This window comes from Pseudomonas sp. TR47 (genome assembly GCF_044143025.1).
Lineage (GTDB): Bacteria > Pseudomonadota > Gammaproteobacteria > Pseudomonadales > Pseudomonadaceae > Aquipseudomonas > Aquipseudomonas putida_E.
Genome location: NZ_JBHFCS010000012.1, coordinates 32,309 through 48,922, shown reverse-complemented (window position 1 = coordinate 48,922; position 16,614 = coordinate 32,309). Strand labels below are relative to the sequence as shown.

The 16,614-nt window shown below is 61.8% G+C and carries 16 protein-coding genes; 9 read left to right on the top strand and 7 right to left on the bottom strand.

The window, feature by feature from the left end; all coding sequences use genetic code 11:
- Positions 1-49: 49 nt before the first annotated feature.
- The 4 genes from ACEWE8_RS14395 to zur all read right to left on the bottom strand — a co-directional run bounded on the left by ACEWE8_RS14395 (position 50) and on the right by zur (position 2,915).
- Positions 50-757, bottom strand: a complete 708-nt coding sequence (locus ACEWE8_RS14395) for a PA5502 family lipoprotein (protein ID WP_046786745.1) — start codon at positions 755-757, stop codon at positions 50-52.
- A gap of 127 nt (positions 758-884) precedes the next feature.
- A complete protein-coding gene (gene znuB / locus ACEWE8_RS14390) occupies positions 885-1,667 on the bottom strand; it encodes a zinc ABC transporter permease subunit ZnuB (protein ID WP_046786744.1) in 783 nt (260 codons plus the stop codon).
- On the bottom strand, positions 1,660-2,433 hold the full coding sequence (gene znuC, locus ACEWE8_RS14385; protein WP_046786743.1) for a zinc ABC transporter ATP-binding protein ZnuC: 774 nt from the start codon (positions 2,431-2,433) through the stop codon (positions 1,660-1,662). Before znuC ends, znuB begins: the two co-directional genes overlap by 8 nt.
- Positions 2,430-2,915 (bottom strand): zinc uptake transcriptional repressor Zur, encoded by a 486-nt coding sequence (gene zur, locus ACEWE8_RS14380; RefSeq protein ID WP_046786742.1) that lies wholly within the window; start codon positions 2,913-2,915, stop codon positions 2,430-2,432. Before zur ends, znuC begins: the two co-directional genes overlap by 4 nt.
- Before the next feature lie 18 nt (positions 2,916-2,933).
- Between zur and ACEWE8_RS14375 the strand changes: the two genes are divergently transcribed.
- Positions 2,934-3,890 (top strand): zinc ABC transporter substrate-binding protein ZnuA, encoded by a 957-nt coding sequence (locus ACEWE8_RS14375; RefSeq protein WP_046786741.1) that lies wholly within the window; start codon positions 2,934-2,936, stop codon positions 3,888-3,890.
- 151 nt (positions 3,891-4,041) lie between these two features.
- Here ACEWE8_RS14375 and ACEWE8_RS14370 read toward each other — a convergent pair whose 3' ends face one another.
- Both ACEWE8_RS14370 and ACEWE8_RS14365 read right to left on the bottom strand, forming a co-directional pair.
- Positions 4,042-4,992: a homoserine kinase gene (locus ACEWE8_RS14370; protein ID WP_012316859.1), complete on the bottom strand. Its 951-nt coding sequence runs from the start codon at positions 4,990-4,992 to the stop codon at positions 4,042-4,044.
- Between the two features lie 69 nt (positions 4,993-5,061).
- On the bottom strand, positions 5,062-5,349 hold the full coding sequence (locus ACEWE8_RS14365) for a DUF2782 domain-containing protein (RefSeq protein ID WP_012316858.1): 288 nt from the start codon (positions 5,347-5,349) through the stop codon (positions 5,062-5,064).
- A 74-nt stretch (positions 5,350-5,423) separates the two neighbouring features.
- Between ACEWE8_RS14365 and polA the strand changes: the two genes are divergently transcribed.
- A complete protein-coding gene (gene polA, locus ACEWE8_RS14360) occupies positions 5,424-8,171 on the top strand; it encodes a DNA polymerase I (RefSeq protein WP_046786740.1) in 2,748 nt (915 codons plus the stop codon).
- Between the two features lie 369 nt (positions 8,172-8,540).
- On the opposite strand, the gene yihA is transcribed toward polA, so the two are convergent.
- Entirely contained in the window at positions 8,541-9,173 is a 633-nt protein-coding gene (gene yihA / locus ACEWE8_RS14355; RefSeq protein ID WP_012316856.1) for a ribosome biogenesis GTP-binding protein YihA/YsxC, read from the bottom strand.
- A gap of 193 nt (positions 9,174-9,366) precedes the next feature.
- Here yihA and ACEWE8_RS14350 point away from each other — a divergent pair, with 193 nt between their 5' ends.
- The 7 genes from ACEWE8_RS14350 (at position 9,367) to ACEWE8_RS14320 (ending at position 16,614) form a co-directional block, all read left to right on the top strand.
- Entirely contained in the window at positions 9,367-9,669 is a 303-nt protein-coding gene (locus ACEWE8_RS14350; protein WP_046786739.1) for a cytochrome c5 family protein, read from the top strand.
- Positions 9,670-9,700: 31 nt separating this feature from the next.
- Positions 9,701-10,318, top strand: coding sequence for a cytochrome c (locus ACEWE8_RS14345; protein ID WP_046786738.1), 618 nt, complete (start codon positions 9,701-9,703; stop codon positions 10,316-10,318).
- Between the two features lie 169 nt (positions 10,319-10,487).
- Entirely contained in the window at positions 10,488-11,123 is a 636-nt protein-coding gene (dsbA, locus tag ACEWE8_RS14340) for a thiol:disulfide interchange protein DsbA (RefSeq protein ID WP_046786737.1), read from the top strand.
- Between the two features lie 11 nt (positions 11,124-11,134).
- A complete protein-coding gene (locus ACEWE8_RS14335; protein WP_046786736.1) occupies positions 11,135-11,989 on the top strand; it encodes an endonuclease/exonuclease/phosphatase family protein in 855 nt (284 codons plus the stop codon).
- A gap of 97 nt (positions 11,990-12,086) precedes the next feature.
- Positions 12,087-14,066, top strand: coding sequence for a GGDEF domain-containing protein (locus tag ACEWE8_RS14330; RefSeq protein WP_046786735.1), 1,980 nt, complete (start codon positions 12,087-12,089; stop codon positions 14,064-14,066).
- A gap of 64 nt (positions 14,067-14,130) precedes the next feature.
- Positions 14,131-14,907, top strand: a complete 777-nt coding sequence (locus ACEWE8_RS14325; protein ID WP_223255135.1) for an N-acetylmuramoyl-L-alanine amidase — start codon at positions 14,131-14,133, stop codon at positions 14,905-14,907.
- Between the two features lie 87 nt (positions 14,908-14,994).
- On the top strand, positions 14,995-16,614 hold the full coding sequence (locus ACEWE8_RS14320; RefSeq protein WP_046786734.1) for an EAL domain-containing protein: 1,620 nt from the start codon (positions 14,995-14,997) through the stop codon (positions 16,612-16,614).

Below are 16,614 nucleotides of genomic sequence, written 5' to 3'. Positions count from 1 at the left end.
GCTGCGTTGGTACCCATCGCCGGCTGCCGGCGATGGGCCCCCAGAAGTTTCAACGCTGATGCGGTACCAATACCACCTGAGCGGGCAACTTGCGCTGAATCTCGTGTTTTTGCTCAAGTGCGAAGCCGCTGTCGATCTTGCGAACCCGCTTTTCCAGCAAGCTCTTCAACCAAGGCGCATCTTCGGTGCGAGGTACCTGGAACACCACGTCGCACTGATAATTCACCACATCAGTGGCAATTTCATCGAGCTGCCGGCGCATGGCCCGGATGTCCGTGGTCTTCAGTGCAATGACCGTGCTAGGCGCGGTCGGGTCGATCACCCGCGCCTTGGGCTTGGCCTCGGCAGCTTTCAGGGCGGCCTCGGCTTTTTCCAGCTCAGCCTTGCGTGCCTGTGAGACCGCGTCACCGCCAGTCACGGCAGGTGCCTGCGGCATCAGTGCGCGGGCACGTGCCAGCGCGGTTGCGGCAGCGTTGACGTCACCCTTCTGAAGGACGACCTGGCTGCGTTTGAGGTAAGCCTCAGCCAACTGCCGCTGGTACTGTTCCAGGCGGCCATCGTCGGGCGATTGAGCCTGCAGCGAGGCAAGCTGATCTTCGGCTGTGGCCAGTTCATTGCTGTTGATACTTTGCTGCAGCTGCTGCCAGGCATCGGCTTGGGCAGGTGCACCGGGCTGCTCGACCGGCGCGCTTGAACAAGCGGCCAGGAACAGGGAAAACGCGGCAACAAGCAGATAACGGGATGCGAACGGCTTCATTCCTGCGACTCTCTATTTGCGCAAAAAGCGAGCAAGTCTACACCCAGGTGCGCACGCTCGAAAACAAGTCTTACAGACCCTTTACCCGCGAAAAGGTTGCAGGGTGTGCCATGGCGCACCCCGGGTTTCAGCGTTTGGGCAGGGCCAGGCTCAGCAAGAATAGCACTGCCGCGCAGACCACGATCGATGGGCCGGCCGGGGTGTCCTTGAACCAGGACATGGCCAGGCCGCCGCAGACGGCCGTGACGCCCAGCAGGCTGGCCCCCACTGCCATCTGCTCCGGCGAGCGCGCGTGGCGCTGTGCCGCAGCGGCAGGAATGATCAGCAGGGAGGTGATCAACAGCACGCCGACGATCTTCATGGCGACGGCGATGACCACGGCAATCAGCAGCATCAGCGCCAGGCGCAGGCCAGCGACCGGCAGGCCTTCAACCATGGCCAGCTCTTCGTGGACGGTAACCGCCAGCAACGGTCGCCAAAGGACTGCAAGCAGCAGCAGTACCAGCGCACTGCCGCCCAGGATCCAGGCCAGGTCAGTGGTACTGATGGCCAGCAAGTCGCCGAACAGGTAGGCCATCAGGTCGATGCGTACGTCGTGCATGAAGCTCAGCACCACCAGGCCCAGCGACAAGGTGCTGGGCGCGAGGATGCCGAGCAGTGTGTCGGACGCCAATGGCTGGCGTTGCTGCAGGGTTACCAGCAGCAACGCCAGCAACAGGCACCCCACGGTTACCGCCAGCGCCGGGCTGACGTCCAGCACGAAGCCCATGGCCACGCCCAGCAGCGCTGCGTGGGACAAGGTATCGCCGAAATAGGCCATGCGCCGCCACACCACGAAGGAGCCCAGCGGGCCAGCCACCAGCGCCAGGGAAAGACCCGCGAGCAGGGCGTAAAGAAGAAAATCAGCCATGCTTGCAGTGGTCTCCGTGAACATGGGTGCCAGGGGCGACCACCGAGCCATGCAGGTCGTGGCTGTGATCGTGGTGGTGGTGGTAGACGGCCAGGCTCGGTGCGTTCTGGCCGAACAGTTCGACGAAGGCGGGGTCGTTGCTGACCTGCTCGGGGTGGCCGGAGCAGCACACATGCCGGTTGAGGCAGACCACCTGGTCGGTGGCGCTCATCACCAGGTGCAGATCGTGCGAGACCATCAATACCCCGCAACCATGGCGGTCGCGCAGGCGAGTGATGAGGTTGTACAGCTCGGTCTGGCCGACCACGTCGACGCCTTGTACCGGCTCATCCAGTACCAGCAGCTGGGGCTCGCGCAGCAGCGCCCTGGCCAGCAGCACGCGCTGCATCTCGCCGCCGGAAATGGTCTGGATCGGGCTGTCGATGACCTGTTCGGCGCCCACTTCCTGCAGTGCCGACAACGCTGCCTGCCGGTCTACACCGGGTACCAGGCGCAGAAAGCGCAGCACCGACAACGGCAGCGTGGCGTCCACCTGGATTTTTTGCGGCATGTAGCCGATACGCAGTTTCGGCTTGCGCCACACTGTGCCGCGGTGCGGCTTGAGCAGCCCGAGCACAGCACGGACCAAGGTAGTCTTGCCTGCGCCGTTGGGCCCGATCAGGGTGACGATCTGGCCGGGTGCCACCGACAGGTCGATGCTGTCGAGCACGGCCTCGCCGCCGAACGTGACGCCGACCTGCTCCAGACGGATCAGTGCATCGCTCATGCGGCGCCCCGGCAATTGCCGCACAGGCCGACGATTTCCACCGTCTGCGTTTCCACGCTGAAACCCACGCCTTTGGCGCTGGCGATGATCGCATCGCTAATGCTGTCCTGCTCCAGTTCGATGGCGACGTGGCATTCGCGGCAGATCAGGAACTGGCCCTGGTGCGCGTGCTCGGGGTGGCTACAACCGATGAAGGCGTTGAGTGAAGCGATGCGGTGTACCAAGCCGTTTTCCAGCAGGAAATCCAGCGCCCGATAAACGGTTGGTGGCGCAGCACGCCGGCCATCCTGTTCGCTGAGCACGGCGAGGATGTCGTAGGCGCCCAGCGGCTTGTGGCTTTGCCATACCAGCTCCAGCACACGCCGGCGCAGTGCGGTCAGGCGCAGGCCCTGGCGGGTGCACAGCACCTCGGCCTCGGTCAGGGCGCTGTGCACGCAATGAGAGTGATCGTGGGGACGGTGGGCCAGCGGCGTGATGGACATGAGCAGCGACGGTTCTGGATGGAGACGTTATTATGTTACCTGTTTCTGACGAGTCGAGTATTCACCGTGTCCCGATTGCTTGTGCTTTTTGTCGCTTTTATCGCCTGCTCGGCGCAAGCCGACGTGCGTGTGCTGACCAGTATCAAACCGTTGCAGCAGATTGCCGCCGCTGTGCAGGACGGGGTTGGTAGCCCCGAGGTGCTGCTGCCTCCTGGCGCCTCGCCGCACCACTATGCCCTGCGCCCATCCGACGTGCGCCGCGTCGGCGATGCCGACCTGCTGTACTGGATCGGCCCCGACATGGAAGGTTTCCTGCCGCGGGTGTTGGGCAGCCGCAGCAAACCTGTCGTGGCTGTTCAGTCGCTGCCGGGCATGCAGTTGCGCCACTTTGGCGAGGACAGCCATTCACACGATGAAGAAGACCACGATGAGCATGACCACGATCATCGTCCGGGCAGCCTGGACGCGCATTTATGGTTGTCGTCAGTTAACGCCCGGGTGATTGCGGCGAAGATGGCGGCGGACCTGGCGTCGGCGGACCCTGCCAATGCCGCGCGCTACCAGAGCAACCTGAAGGCCTTCACTGCACGCCTCGATAGCCTGGATGCACGCATCAAGGCCCGGGTGGCGGGTATTGCCGACAAACCTTACTTCGTGTTCCACGAAGCGTTTGACTACTTCGAGTCTGCTTATGGGCTCAAGCACGCGGGTGTGTTCAGCGTGGCGGCCGAAGTGCAGCCGGGGGCGCAGCATGTCGCTGCCATGCGCAAGCGTCTGCAGGAAGTGGGCAAGACCTGTGTGTTCAGTGAGCCGCCGCTGCGACCGCGCTTGGCTGAGACGCTGACGGCCGGGCTGCCGGTGCGCTTGGCTGAGCTGGATGCGTTGGGCGGGAATGACCCAGTGGATGCCAAGGGCTACGAGCGTTTGCTGGAAAAGCTGGGCGCAGAGCTGGCAGGGTGCCTGGAGCAGCTTTAAGCCATTTGCATAGGCGCTGTAGGAGCGGCCTTGTGTCGCGAATGGGCTGCGCAGCAGCCCCAGACATGTCTGCGGCAGCGCGATATCCGGGGCCGCTTTGCGGCCCTTTCGCGACACAAGGCCGCTCCTACCGAGAGCCGTGGCGCTTCGGTCAGAGCGCGAACGGCAGGTGCAAAGCCACTTGCTGGCGCTGCGCCAGACGCACCTCGAACTCGCTCGGGTCATGGATCATCACATCCATCCCGGCAAACGACTCGGCCGCGATCAAACGCGACAGCCAGAAGCGCACGCACCCGACCCGCAACATCTGTGGCCAGAGCTCGGCCTCGGCTGCCGTGAACGGCCGTAGCGCTGCATAGGCCGCCAGCAGGGCCTGGGCACGAGGCATATCGATCGCGCCGGTTTCATCCAGGCACCAGTCATTCACGGTGATGGCGATGTCGTACAGCATCGGCCCCGAGCAGGCATTGTAGAAGTCGATCACGCCGGTCAGATGGGTGCCTTCGAACATCACGTTGTCGCGGAACAGGTCGGCATGCAGGTTGGCCCGCGGCAATGCCAGGATCTGCGCCTTGTGCGCGATGATTTCGTCCAGCGCCGGCTGCAACAGGGCAACCTGTTCTGCCGTGAGGCGCGGCATCAGCTCGGCACCGCTGGCGAGCATCCAGTCCAGGCCGCGATCGGTCTTGCGCTCGATGACGTGCTCGCGGGTGGCCAGGTGGATATGCGCCAGCAGCTCACCTACCTGGGCGCAGTGCTGGTTGTTCGGCGCCTTGATGTGCTTGCCCGACAGCCTTGGTTGCAGCAGTGCCGGCTTGCCGCACAGCTCGCGCAGGCCATTGCCGTCACGGTCACGTATGGCGTAAGGCACCGGCATATCGGCGGCGTGCAGCGTGTCGAGCAGTTCGATGAAGAACGGCATGTCCTCGCTGGGGCCGCGCTCGATCAGCGTCAGGACGAACTCCCCCTGTTCGAGGCTGACGAAGAAGTTGCTGTTTTCGGTGCCGGCGGCAATGCCCTGGAAATCGAGCAGACGGCCCAGCTGATACGGCGCCAGAAAGGTTTCCAGCTCAGGCCGGGTCACGGGGGTGAAGACTGACATGATGAAAGAATGCCCATACGGGCACTTCCGCCGGGAAGTGCCAGGTTGATGTGAACGGTACGCGTCAGATTACCACTCGAAGATCTTCCAGGACGGTATCAGCATGTCCGGTTGGTCGGAACGAATGAAATTGCCATCAGAGCCATCGGCGCGTACCAGAAAATAAGGCTTGCCGTTTTTCGGCGTGATCTTGATCGCATACAGGAAGCCGTTCTGCCGGTATTCCTGGATGGTTTTATCGCCTTCCGTGCGAATGGTCACCTCGGGATCTGCCGAGGGGGCGTCGTCCGCCGCCAGGGTGACGACTGGCATGGTTGCCAACAGGCTGAGCAGTAACAGGCGATTGAGTGTACGCATGATAACCTTGTCCCTTTGTCGTCATTGATCCGGCTATTCTAGCTCCGGACCCGCCGAAAAGGTTGATTCTGCTCATGAGCCAAGCGCCCCTCGTCCTGGTGGACGGTTCCTCCTACCTTTACCGCGCCTTCCACGCGCTGCCCCCGCTGACCACTTCCAAGGGCATGCCCACCGGCGCGGTCAAGGGTGTGTTGAACATGCTCAAGAGCCTGCGCAAGCAATACCCCGACAGCCTGTTCGCCGTGGTGTTCGATGCCAAGGGTGGTACCTTTCGCGATGCCATGTTCGCCGAGTACAAGGCCAACCGCCCCAGCATGCCGGACGACCTGCGGGTGCAGGTGGAGCCGCTGCATGCCAGCGTCAAGGCTCTGGGTTACCCGCTGCTGTGCGTCGAGGGGGTCGAGGCCGACGACGTGATCGGCACGCTGGCGCGCAGCAGTGCGGCACAGGGGCGGCCAGTGATCATCTCGACCGGTGACAAGGATATGGCGCAGCTGGTGGACGGCCACGTTACCCTGGTCAACACCATGACGGGCAGTGTGCTGGATGTGGCTGGCGTGCATGAGAAGTTCGGCGTCGGCCCGGAGCACATCATCGACTTCCTCGCCCTGATGGGCGACAAGGTCGACAACATCCCAGGCGTACCTGGGGTCGGTGAAAAAACCGCAGTAGGGCTGCTGACCGGTATCGGCGGCGGCCTCAGCGACCTGTACGCCAACCTGGACAAGGTGCCGGCACTGGCGATTCGTGGCGCCAAGACCCTGCCGGCCAAGCTCGAAGAACACCGTGACGCGGCGTTTTTGTCCTACGAACTGGCGACCATCAAAGTCGACGTGCCGCTGGATATCGAAGTGGACGCCCTGGTGTGCGGCGAGCCGGACCGTGAAGCGCTGCTGGCGCTTTATACCGAGATGGAATTCAAGAGCTGGATCGCCGACGTTCAGCGGGACGCGGCCAGGGCCGGCGATGAAGTTGCGCCTGTGCAGGCGCCTGCGGCCACGGTCGAGCCGAAATACGAAACCATCCTCGATCAGGCTCGCTTCGATGCCTGGCTGGAAAAGCTGCGTCAGGCGCCACTGTTCGCTTTCGATACCGAGACCACCAGCCTCGATGCGCAAAAGGCACAGCTGGTCGGCCTGTCCTTCGCTGTCGAACCCCATGAAGCGGCTTACGTACCGTTGGCACACGACTATGAAGGCGCGCCGGTGCAACTGGATCGCGAAGCCGTGTTGCTGGCATTGAAGCCGCTCCTGCAAGACCCGGCCAAGGCAAAGGTAGGGCAGAACGCCAAATACGATATCAACATCCTTGCCAATGGCTCGCCGGCGATCCAGATGCAGGGCGTGGCCTATGACACCATGCTTGAATCGTATGTGCTCAACTCCACTGCGACCCGTCATGATATGGACAGCCTGGCGCAGAAGTATCTCGACCACGCCACCATCGCGTTCGAAGACATCGCCGGCAAAGGCGCCAAACAGCTGACCTTCAACCAGATCCACCTGGACAAGGCCGGCCCTTACGCCGCCGAAGATGCCGACATTACCCTGCGCCTGCATCAGGCGCTGCAGGCCCGCCTTGCGCAGACACCGAGCGTGCAGCCGGTGCTGATGGATATCGAGATGCCGCTGGTGCCGGTGCTGGCCAAGATCGAGCGCCAGGGCGCGCTGGTTGATGCTGCCCTGTTACAGATACAGAGCGGTGAGCTGGGCGTGAAAATGGCCGAACTCGAGCGTCGGGCCTTCGAGCTGGCGGGTGAGGAATTCAACCTCGGCTCGCCCAAACAGCTCGGCTCGATCCTCTACGACAAGCTCGGCATGCCGGTGCTGAGCAAGACCGCCAAGGGCCAGCCTTCCACGGCCGAAGCAGTCCTGGACGAGTTGGCCGAGCAAGGCTACCCGTTGCCGGAGGTACTGATGCAGTACCGCAGCCTGAGCAAGCTCAAGAGCACGTACACCGACAAGTTGCCGGGGCAGATCAACCCGCGAACCGGGCGTATCCATACGTCTTACCAGCAGGCCGTGGCCGCCACTGGGCGCCTGTCGTCCAGCGACCCGAACCTGCAGAACATCCCTATCCGTACCGCCGAAGGCCGGCGTATCCGCCAGGCGTTCATCGCCAGCCCGGGCTACAAGTTGCTGGCGGCGGACTATTCGCAGATCGAACTGCGCATCATGGCCCACCTGGCCAAGGACGAAGGCCTGCTGCACGCCTTCCGCAATGACCTGGATGTGCACCGTGCCACGGCTGCGGAAGTTTTTGGCGTAGCCCTGGAAGCGGTCACCACCGATCAGCGTCGTAGCGCCAAAGCCATCAACTTTGGCCTGATCTACGGTATGAGCGCCTTCGGCCTGGCCAAGCAGATCGGCGTAGACCGCAAGCAGTCGCAGGATTACATCGACCGCTATTTCGCCCGTTACCCAGGCGTGTTGGCCTACATGGAACGCACCCGCGCCCAGGCTGCCGAGCAAGGCTTCGTCGAGACCTTGTTCGGCCGCAGGCTTTACCTGCCGGACATCAACGCCAAGAATCCGGCCCTACGCAAGGGCGCCGAGCGCACGGCGATCAACGCACCGATGCAGGGTACCGCCGCCGACATCATCAAACGGGCAATGGTCAACGTGGACAACTGGCTGAGCGAAAGCGGCCTCGATGCTCGTGTGATCTTGCAGGTACACGACGAATTGGTGCTTGAAGTGCGCGAAGACCTGGTCGAACAGGTGAAAGATGAAATTCGCGGGCACATGAGCAAGGCCGCGCAACTGGATGTACCGTTGCTGGTCGAAGTCGGCGTTGGTTCGAATTGGGACGAAGCTCACTGATTGAGCAGGGAAACCTGTGTAGGATCCGGGTTGCAGCGACGCGGATCCTGGCATGGCTCGATGCCATTAGTGCTACGGTTTCATGAAACTATCGCAAATAGTTTTGAGGGCTCTGGAACTAAACCGGTGAAGCGGAACTCAGAGTAACTGAATGGCTGGTGAAGCCCTTCGATGCTCCTATGTTGTGTTAAGTGTTGGCAGATATCTGGACCCCGCCCTAGCGGTCCGGACTTGGACCCCGAACTTCCCCCTCCCCATACGAAGTCCGGGGTTTTTTTTGCCCGAAATTTGGGGGTGACGATGGCGGCACTATCGCCAAAAGCCGGCCCCCACAGGGTGGGAAGCCGACTTGCCGGCGATGACGTCGCTTCAGGCTACCGGCTTGTCTTCCAGCTCCATCCAGCCCGCCAGCACCTTGTAGGCCTCTTCCAGCCCCAGACGCTTGGGGGCCGAGAACAGCTGGATGGTCACGCCATCCCCCCAACCTTTGCGGATTTCCGACTGCACCTTGAGCAGGGTGTTCTTGCCTGCGCCGTGGGTCAGCTTGTCGGCCTTGGTCAGCAGGATGTGCATAGGCATGCCGCTTGCCCTGGCCCAGTCGAGCATCATCTTGTCGAAGTCGGTCATCGGGTGGCGCACATCCATCATCAGGATGACGCCGCGCAGGCATTCGCGGCTGCCCAGGTAGGCCTCAAGGTGACGCTGCCAATGCTGCTTGAGCGGGATCGGCACTTTTGCATATCCGTAACCTGGCAGGTCGACCAAACGCCGTTCATCGTCCAGACTGAAGAAATTCAACAGCTGGGTGCGCCCTGGAGTTTTCGAGGTTCGCGCCAGGCTGGCATGAGTCAGGGTATTGAGGGCGCTGGATTTGCCGGCGTTGGAACGGCCGGCGAAAGCCACCTCGTAACCCTGGTCGTCCGGGCATTGTTCGACCTTGGCAGCGCTGAGGGCGAATGTGGCTTTCTGGCAGAGGCCGAGGATGGGGTTCTTGACTTGCATGGGATATCCGATGTGGGTGTTGCCAAAGCCTAGGCCGGCAAGCGGTGTCGTTTCCGTTTGGATGGCGGAAGTATATAATGCCCCAGTATTTGTGTGCTCATTCTCCCAGCGAAGGAGAACGGGCATGGGGTGTCGAACAATAGCTCGCGCATCAGAACGCAGCGCGTCCCCCAACCCTGTCAGGTCGTTCCGCATGGCGAAATGGCTGCTAGCTGTCGGTATGTTCCTGCCGTTTTTCAGCGCACAGGCTACACAGGATCCCGAGGCGTTGTACAACCGCACGTGTGCGGCCTGTCACGCCGGGCAGTTGCCACAGGCGCCCAAGAAGGGTGACCGGGCAGCCTGGGAGCCAAGGCTGGCGCAAGGCATGGAGGTACTCATGGCACATGTGACTCAGGGTTTCAAGGCTATGCCGCCGCGTGGATTGTGCAGGGACTGCAGTGCCGAGGACTACCGTTTGGTCATCCTTTGGATGAGCGGCAGTCCCGATACATAACATTTCACCCTTAGCCGTGTTGGATTAGCTGATGAACAAACTAGTCGTGAGTCTGCTGTTGACCATGGGTGTCGCAGGTGCGGCCAATGCTGCAGAACCTGTCAAAGGCGACGCCGCCGCCGGCCAGGCCAAGACCGCCATCTGTGGTGCCTGCCACAACCCCGACGGCAATAGCCTGGCACCCAATTTTCCGAAACTGGCCGGCCAGGGCCAGCGCTATCTCGAAAAACAGTTGCATGACATAAAGTCCGGCAAGCGTACCGTGCTGGAGATGACCGGCATGCTGGCCAACTTCAATGACCAGGACCTGGCCGACATCGCCGCCTACTTCGCCAGCCAGAAAGGCAGCGTCGGCGCCGCCGACCCCAAGTTGGTCGAGCGTGGCTGGGCGCTGTTCAATGGCGGCGATCTGGAAAAAGGCATGCCTGCCTGCACCGGGTGCCATTCGCCCAATGGCGCAGGCATCGCGCTGGCCGGCTTTCCACACCTGGGTGGCCAGCATTCGCAGTACGTGACCAAGCAGCTCACCGACTTCCGTGAAGGCAACCGCACCAATGATGGTGATGCCATGACCATGCGGACCATAGCCGGCAAGCTGAGCAACCATGATATCGAAGCGTTGGCCAGTTATATCCAGGGCCTTCACTGAGCTATCTGCGCATTAACATTCGGTTAATGCTGCAACGCTAAAGATGAAAGGGCGGCGCGGACCGCCCTTTTTTCAGTCCGCAGCCGGTACACTACAGAACTCGGGCCCTTCCCGACCTGTCTCAGTACAGGTCGTGTCGAGGCGACCAAAGACTGATCAGGAGTAAAGCATGCGTAAACTGATTCTCAGCGCTGCGCTGGTCGCCGCCAGCGTATTCGGTATGTCCGCCGTTCAGGCTGCGGAGCCTGCCACAGCCGGCAAGGAGTACCTCGAGCTGAGCAACCCTGTTCCGGTGTCCGTTCCCGGCAAGATCGAAGTGGTCGAGCTGTTCTGGTACGGCTGCCCTCATTGCTATCACTTCGAGCCGGTGATCAACCCTTGGGTTGAAAAGCTGCCGAAGGACGTCAACTTCAAACGCGTGCCGGCGATGTTCGGCGGTGCATGGGACGCCCACGGCCAAATGTTCCTGACCCTCGAAGCCATGGGCGTCGAGCACAAGGTTCACGCCGCAGTGTTCGATGCCATTCAGAACCAGCGCAAGCGCCTGACCGATCCCCAGGACATGGCTGACTTCCTCGCCACCCAGGGCGTCGACAAGGACAAGTTCATCGCCACCTTCAACTCGTTCGCCATCAAGGGCCAGGTCAACCAGGCCAAAGAGCTGGCGAAGAAGTACGAAATCACCGGCGTACCTAGCATGGTGGTCAACGGCAAGTACCGTTTTGACCTCGGCACCGCTCAGGGCCCGGAAGGCGTGCTGAACGTCGCTGACCAACTGATCGACAAGGAGCGCGCCGCTAAGTAAGCGGCGAACCCATGCCCCGCTTCAGAGCCGCGCGTGGTATTGGCCTGCATCAGCCGCAGGTCAACGAGCATCATCTGCAGGCCAATGGCCTGCCGGAAGATGGTCGCCTGCGGCTGCTCAGCTTCAATATCCAGGTCGGCATCAGTACCGAGCGCTATCGGCATTACCTGACCCGCAGCTGGCAGCATCTGCTGCCGCACACCGGGCGCGCCGGCAATCTGCAGAAAATCGGCGACCTGCTCAATGATTTCGACCTGGTGGCCTTGCAGGAAGTAGATGGCGGCAGCCTTCGTTCTGGTTACGTCAATCAGGTGGAGCACCTGGCCCAGTTGGGGGGCTTCCCTTACTGGTACCAACAGCTCAACCGCAACCTTGGGCATTTCGCCCAGCACAGCAATGGGGTGCTCAGCCGCCTCAAGCCGCATCTGCTGGAAGATCATCCTCTGCCCGGTCCCTCCGGCCGCGGTGCGATCCTGGTGCGCTTCGGCGAAGGCGAGGACGCGCTGATCGTGGTCATGATGCATCTTGCGCTTGGTGCCAGGACCCGCGCCCGCCAGCTTGCTTACATCCGTGAACTGATCGGTGGATACCGCCATCAGGTCCTGATGGGCGACATGAACACCCATGCCAACGACCTGCTCGACCATTCTCCATTGCGTGATCTGGGCCTGATTGCACCTCAGGTCGAAGCCACCTTCCCCAGCTGGCGCCCGCAGCGGTGCCTGGACCACATCCTGCTCAGCCCGAGCCTGACCCTGGAGCGGGTCGAGGTGCTGGCCCAGCCTATTTCCGACCATCTCCCGGTCGCCGTAGAGATCCGATTGCCTGATGCATTGACTGTGGATACGCTTCCGGCCCTGAGCTAGATCAGCAAAAGGCCATTGGAGCACTCAAGAGTTCCAGCCGTGCGCCGACAGCGTGTAACCATAGCCCACCGATGCATCACCCGTTGCGGATCCAGGCATGACCGAAGAAGCCGAGCGCTGGAAAGAAAAATACCTTAAAAGCATCGAACAGCAGGAAAAGCTGGAGCGCCGATGGGCAGCGCGGCTTGACCTGCTGCGTCGGGGCCTGGTGCGCAGTACCTTGGCCGCAGAAGGCAGCGACAAGGCGGTGGACCAATGCATGAAGGAAATGCGTGAGGTCATTCGCAGCGACAACATGGATGCCGGCCTTGCAGGGTTGATCCCGCGTCTTGAAAAGGCCGTGCTCGACTCCGAGCAGCGCCGCGAAACCCGCATGAACCAGGTCAGCGATGCGCTGACCGCGCTCGTGACACAACTGCAAGGCCTGCCGTTGTCCGGTGACGTATCGCGGTCGCTCAAGAAACTGGCGAAGAAACTCGACGGCGGCGTCAGCCAGTCGCGCGAGTTGCCGCCGCTGCTCGGAGAGCTGAGCGGGTTGCAGGGGCGGGCGCTGTCATCGTTGAACAGGCCGGATGAGGATGCCAGGCCGGGCTTTTTGCAGCGCTTGTTCGGCAACCGTGAGAGCGAACCACAGGGTGTAAACGCTGTAGAACCGGCGGCCCCTTCTGTAATCGCTGCGCCTGAACTGCAGCCATTGCCGGACGGGCCGGTGCTGGTGGATCTACCCCCCCGGGATATCGACGAGCTGCAGCCGTTGGTAGCACCTGAGGTTCATGACCCTGTGCCTGTGGTGCCTGTGGTGCCTGTGGTGCCTGAAACGCCTGTTGCCGCACCGCCCGCTCCAGGCGAGCCTGAGCCGCACGCACAGGAGCCGGTCGAGGTTGCACCCGTCTGCGCTGAGCAACCGCAGCGCCTCGAGGGCGCTCGAACCGAGCTGCCAATACAGGTCGATGAGCCTCAAGCGCTCAAGCCCCTGGAAGAAACCTTCGGCGAAGACGGACCCTATTCACTCCCTGACGCAGTCGAGCCGCCCTACAGTCAGGTTGCCGCGCATATCGAGCAAACCCTGATCGGCCTGCTCGATGACCTCAGCCTGCCGGAACGCCACAAGGCCCAAGCCCTGGAAATGCGCGAGCGCGTGGCGCGGGGGCTGAACTGGTACGAGCTGATCCCGGTGCTCGATGACCTGGCCGTGCTCATGCTGGCCATCACCGACAGCGGGCAACACGAATTCGAGACTTACCTGCAGCAGCTCAATGAGCGTCTGGAAAGCTTCCAGAGCCACCTTCATGAAGCCAGTGCCGGTCATGCCGACAACAGTTCTGCTGCGCGCGAGCTGGACAGCCAACTGCGTGAGCAGGTCGATGGCCTGCAAAGCAGCGTGCAGGGGGCGGCCGATGTGGACAGCCTCAAGCACATTCTCGAGAACCGCCTGGAAGGGCTGCTGGGCACCATGGATGAGCATCAGCATGAACGTGACCGCCGCGAACAGGAGCTCGCCGGGCGCCTTCAGGGCTTGGCCGAGCGCGTCGCTAACATGGAGCAGGAGGCCCTCGGCTACCGCGAACACCTGGAGGAACAGCGGCAGAAGGCATTGATCGACCCGCTGACCGGGCTGCCCAATCGCGCGGCCTGGAGCGAGCAGGTAGAGCGCGAAATGCAGGCCTGGCAGGAGAACGGCGGCCACTTGGCGATGGCGATTCTCGACTTGGACCATTTCAAGCGCATCAATGACAGCTATGGCCATCTGGCGGGCGACAAGGTACTGAAGATCGTCGCTGACCAGTTGCGCAAGCGCCTGCGGCCGCGCGATTTCATCGCCCGTTTCGGTGGCGAGGAGTTCGTACTGTTACTGGCGCAGACGTCACCCACCGTAGCTGCGCAAGTGGCCGAGGTGCTGCGTGCCGCGATCGAAGCGTGTCCGTTCCATTTCAAGGGCGAACGGGTGGTTATCACCGCCTCCATCGGTTTGAGCGCATTCCGCTCGGGAGAGCGCGGTGATCAGGTGCTCAAGCGTGCTGATGCAGCGCTGTACAGGGCCAAGGACCTGGGCCGTAATCGGGTGGAACAAAGCTGAGCGGGTGAGCCGGGTGCGCATACGTTATGCTAATGCGTCACTGCTAATTACCCTGGCTTCTTCCATGAAAGCGTTGTTCACTGCATTTTTGCTGATCGTACTGGCCGGTTGTTCGACCGGCCTGCGTATCGACCGCAGCCATCCCTCGGCCAACCATGACAACCGCATCCAGTTCGTCGTGCTGCATTACACCAATGCCTCGCTGGAACGCTCGCTGGCGCTGCTAACCCATGGCGAGGTCAGCAGCCACTACCTGATAGGCGATGGCCCAGCCACGGTTTATCAACTGGTCGATGAAAGCCGTCGTGCCTGGCATGCCGGGGACAGCCAATGGCAGGGGCGAACCTGGTTGAACTCGAGCTCAATCGGTATCGAGATCGTCAACCCAGGCTTTGACACCACGCCCAATGGGCGAGTCTGGTATCCGTACAGCGAAGCGCAGATTCAGTCTTTGATCGCGCTGCTCAAGGATATCGTCAAACGTAACAACATCGACCCTCGCCATATCATTGGCCACAGTGATATCGCACCCTTGCGCAAACTGGATCCGGGGCCGTTGTTCCCATGGAAGCGTCTTGCCGATGCGGGGCTTGGGGTATGGCCAGAGCCCAATGCCGTGGCGCGCCAGCAGGCGTATTTCAACGCCAATCCACCGAGCATGGCTTGGTACCAGCAAGAGCTGGCACGCTTCGGCTACGCCATCGAACAGACCGGGCAGCTCGATGTGGCTACCCGCCATGTCATTGCGGCGTTCCAGATGCGTTTCCGGCCACAGCGCTTCGACGGCATGCCCGATGCGCAGACAGCTGCCATGCTTCAAGTACTCAACCGGATGCGCTGATCCTCCGCGCGCCCTTGGGCTCCGCCAAACGGCCAAGCCAATACGCCATTCAGTTGCTATACCCTGTATATCAACTGGATGCTGCCCATGTCGGCTCTGATTACCGCGTTGCGCCAATTTTTTTACCGTCCCTGGATGCTGGCCTCTCTGGCAGCGTTGGCCAGCGCTGCGGTGTTGCTGACTGCCAGTATCGGTATTGCGCTGCAGCAGATGAAGCAGAGCGAGAGTGCGCAGATGAATGCGCAGGGCGAGCGTTTTCTTGACCGCCTCGAACAGGTTTTCGGCCAGTTGCGCGAGGGTGTCGACGACCTGCAGGCGCAGCCTTTGCGCGGCTGCAACCCGGCGATGCTGGCGTTGTTGCAGCAAGTTGGGCTGGGCTCGCGTTTCATTTATGAGGCGGCATACGTAGACGTCAATGTCGCCTGCTCCAACCGCGGGGGGGCACGGGCTTTCGTGCCCACGCGGGCTCCGGACATCCAGGGCCCGACTTACAGCTATTGGCTCAATACCACCACCGAACCCAACGAGAACCTTGCCGCGTTGATGCTTGCACGTGGCAACTTCCTGGTTTCTACGTCGCGTGGGCACTTGACCGACGTGGTTGACCTGCCGCCCGGAGGTAGCCTGTTGGTGGTGCTGGACAATGGCACCAGAGCGATACCGGTACTGGGCCCGCCACAAGTCTGGCCGCCAGCTGACAATTGGCCGCCACCCAGTGGCAATTCGTTGTTCGAACTGCATGACCGCCTTGTCTATCGCATGCTGACCAAATCGCCCGATTACCAGCTCGTGCTGATCGCCCCACGAGCCAGCCTGCCACTGCGGATGAACGGCATGCTCTGGCTATTGTTCCCAGGCAGCGTTCTGGCGGCCTGTTGTATCGGTTGGCTGGTACTGCAACTGATCCTGCAGCGGCGTTCCATGAGTTCAGAATTGCAGAACGCTTTGCGCCGCGGTGAACTGCAGGTGCTCTATCAGCCGATCATCGAACTCGACAGCCGGCGCTGTGTGGGCGCTGAGGCGCTGGTACGCTGGCGGCGCCCTGACGGGACCCTGACCAGCCCGGACCTGTTCATTCCGCTGGCTGAAAATACCGGGCAGATTCGCCAGATCACCGATTTCGTCCTGCAACGGGTGCTTGAGCAACTTGGCCAGTTGCTGCGTTCGCACCGCAACCTTTACATCTCGGTGAACCTGGCGGCCTGTGATGTGATGGTCCCGCGCATCGGCCGGGTGGCTGCACGGTTGCTGGCACTGCACAGGGTGGCTGCCAGCCAGATTGCCTTCGAGGTTACCGAGCGGGGGCTGATCGATGTGGTGGTGGCCCGTGACAACCTGCAGGCGCTTCGTGCGGTGGGGCATCAGGTGTTGATCGATGACTTCGGTACTGGCTACTGCAGCCTGGCTTATCTGCAGACCTTGCCGGTGGACTGCCTGAAGATCGACAAGGCCTTCATCGACGCGCTCGGGCACGATGCCGCCAGCAGTGGCGTGGCGCCTCATATCATTCGCATGGCCCATGACCTTCATCTACGGGTGATAGCCGAAGGCATAGAGTGCGAGGCCCAGGCAGTGCTGCTCAACAGCGAGGGTGTCAATTATGGCCAAGGCTGGCTCTTCGCCCATCCGCTCAACGCCCGGCAGTTCGTCGAGTTGGTGACGCGAGGCCGGCAAGTCCGCAGGCCACGGATAGATGATGAACCGTGA

Bases quoted from the DNA above. Each gene is read 5' to 3' on its own strand.
- ACEWE8_RS14370 (WP_012316859.1), bottom strand. From the start codon at position 4,992: ATGTCAGTCTTCACCCCCGTGACCCGGCCTGAGCTGGAAACCTTTCTG.
- ACEWE8_RS14350 (WP_046786739.1), top strand. From the start codon at position 9,367: ATGGCGAAATGGCTGCTAGCTGTCGGTATGTTCCTGCCGTTTTTCAGC.
- ACEWE8_RS14335 (WP_046786736.1), top strand. From the start codon at position 11,135: ATGCCCCGCTTCAGAGCCGCGCGTGGTATTGGCCTGCATCAGCCGCAG.
- polA (WP_046786740.1), top strand. From the start codon at position 5,424: ATGAGCCAAGCGCCCCTCGTCCTGGTGGACGGTTCCTCCTACCTTTAC.
- ACEWE8_RS14345 (WP_046786738.1), top strand. From the start codon at position 9,701: ATGAACAAACTAGTCGTGAGTCTGCTGTTGACCATGGGTGTCGCAGGT.
- yihA (WP_012316856.1), bottom strand. From the start codon at position 9,173: ATGCAAGTCAAGAACCCCATCCTCGGCCTCTGCCAGAAAGCCACATTC.
- ACEWE8_RS14325 (WP_223255135.1), top strand. From the start codon at position 14,131: ATGAAAGCGTTGTTCACTGCATTTTTGCTGATCGTACTGGCCGGTTGT.
- ACEWE8_RS14395 (WP_046786745.1), bottom strand. From the start codon at position 757: ATGAAGCCGTTCGCATCCCGTTATCTGCTTGTTGCCGCGTTTTCCCTG.
- ACEWE8_RS14375 (WP_046786741.1), top strand. From the start codon at position 2,934: ATGGAGACGTTATTATGTTACCTGTTTCTGACGAGTCGAGTATTCACC.
- ACEWE8_RS14365 (WP_012316858.1), bottom strand. From the start codon at position 5,349: ATGCGTACACTCAATCGCCTGTTACTGCTCAGCCTGTTGGCAACCATG.
- ACEWE8_RS14320 (WP_046786734.1), top strand. From the start codon at position 14,995: ATGTCGGCTCTGATTACCGCGTTGCGCCAATTTTTTTACCGTCCCTGG.
- zur (WP_046786742.1), bottom strand. From the start codon at position 2,915: ATGTCCATCACGCCGCTGGCCCACCGTCCCCACGATCACTCTCATTGC.
- znuC (WP_046786743.1), bottom strand. From the start codon at position 2,433: ATGAGCGATGCACTGATCCGTCTGGAGCAGGTCGGCGTCACGTTCGGC.
- dsbA (WP_046786737.1), top strand. From the start codon at position 10,488: ATGCGTAAACTGATTCTCAGCGCTGCGCTGGTCGCCGCCAGCGTATTC.
- znuB (WP_046786744.1), bottom strand. From the start codon at position 1,667: ATGGCTGATTTTCTTCTTTACGCCCTGCTCGCGGGTCTTTCCCTGGCG.
- ACEWE8_RS14330 (WP_046786735.1), top strand. From the start codon at position 12,087: ATGACCGAAGAAGCCGAGCGCTGGAAAGAAAAATACCTTAAAAGCATC.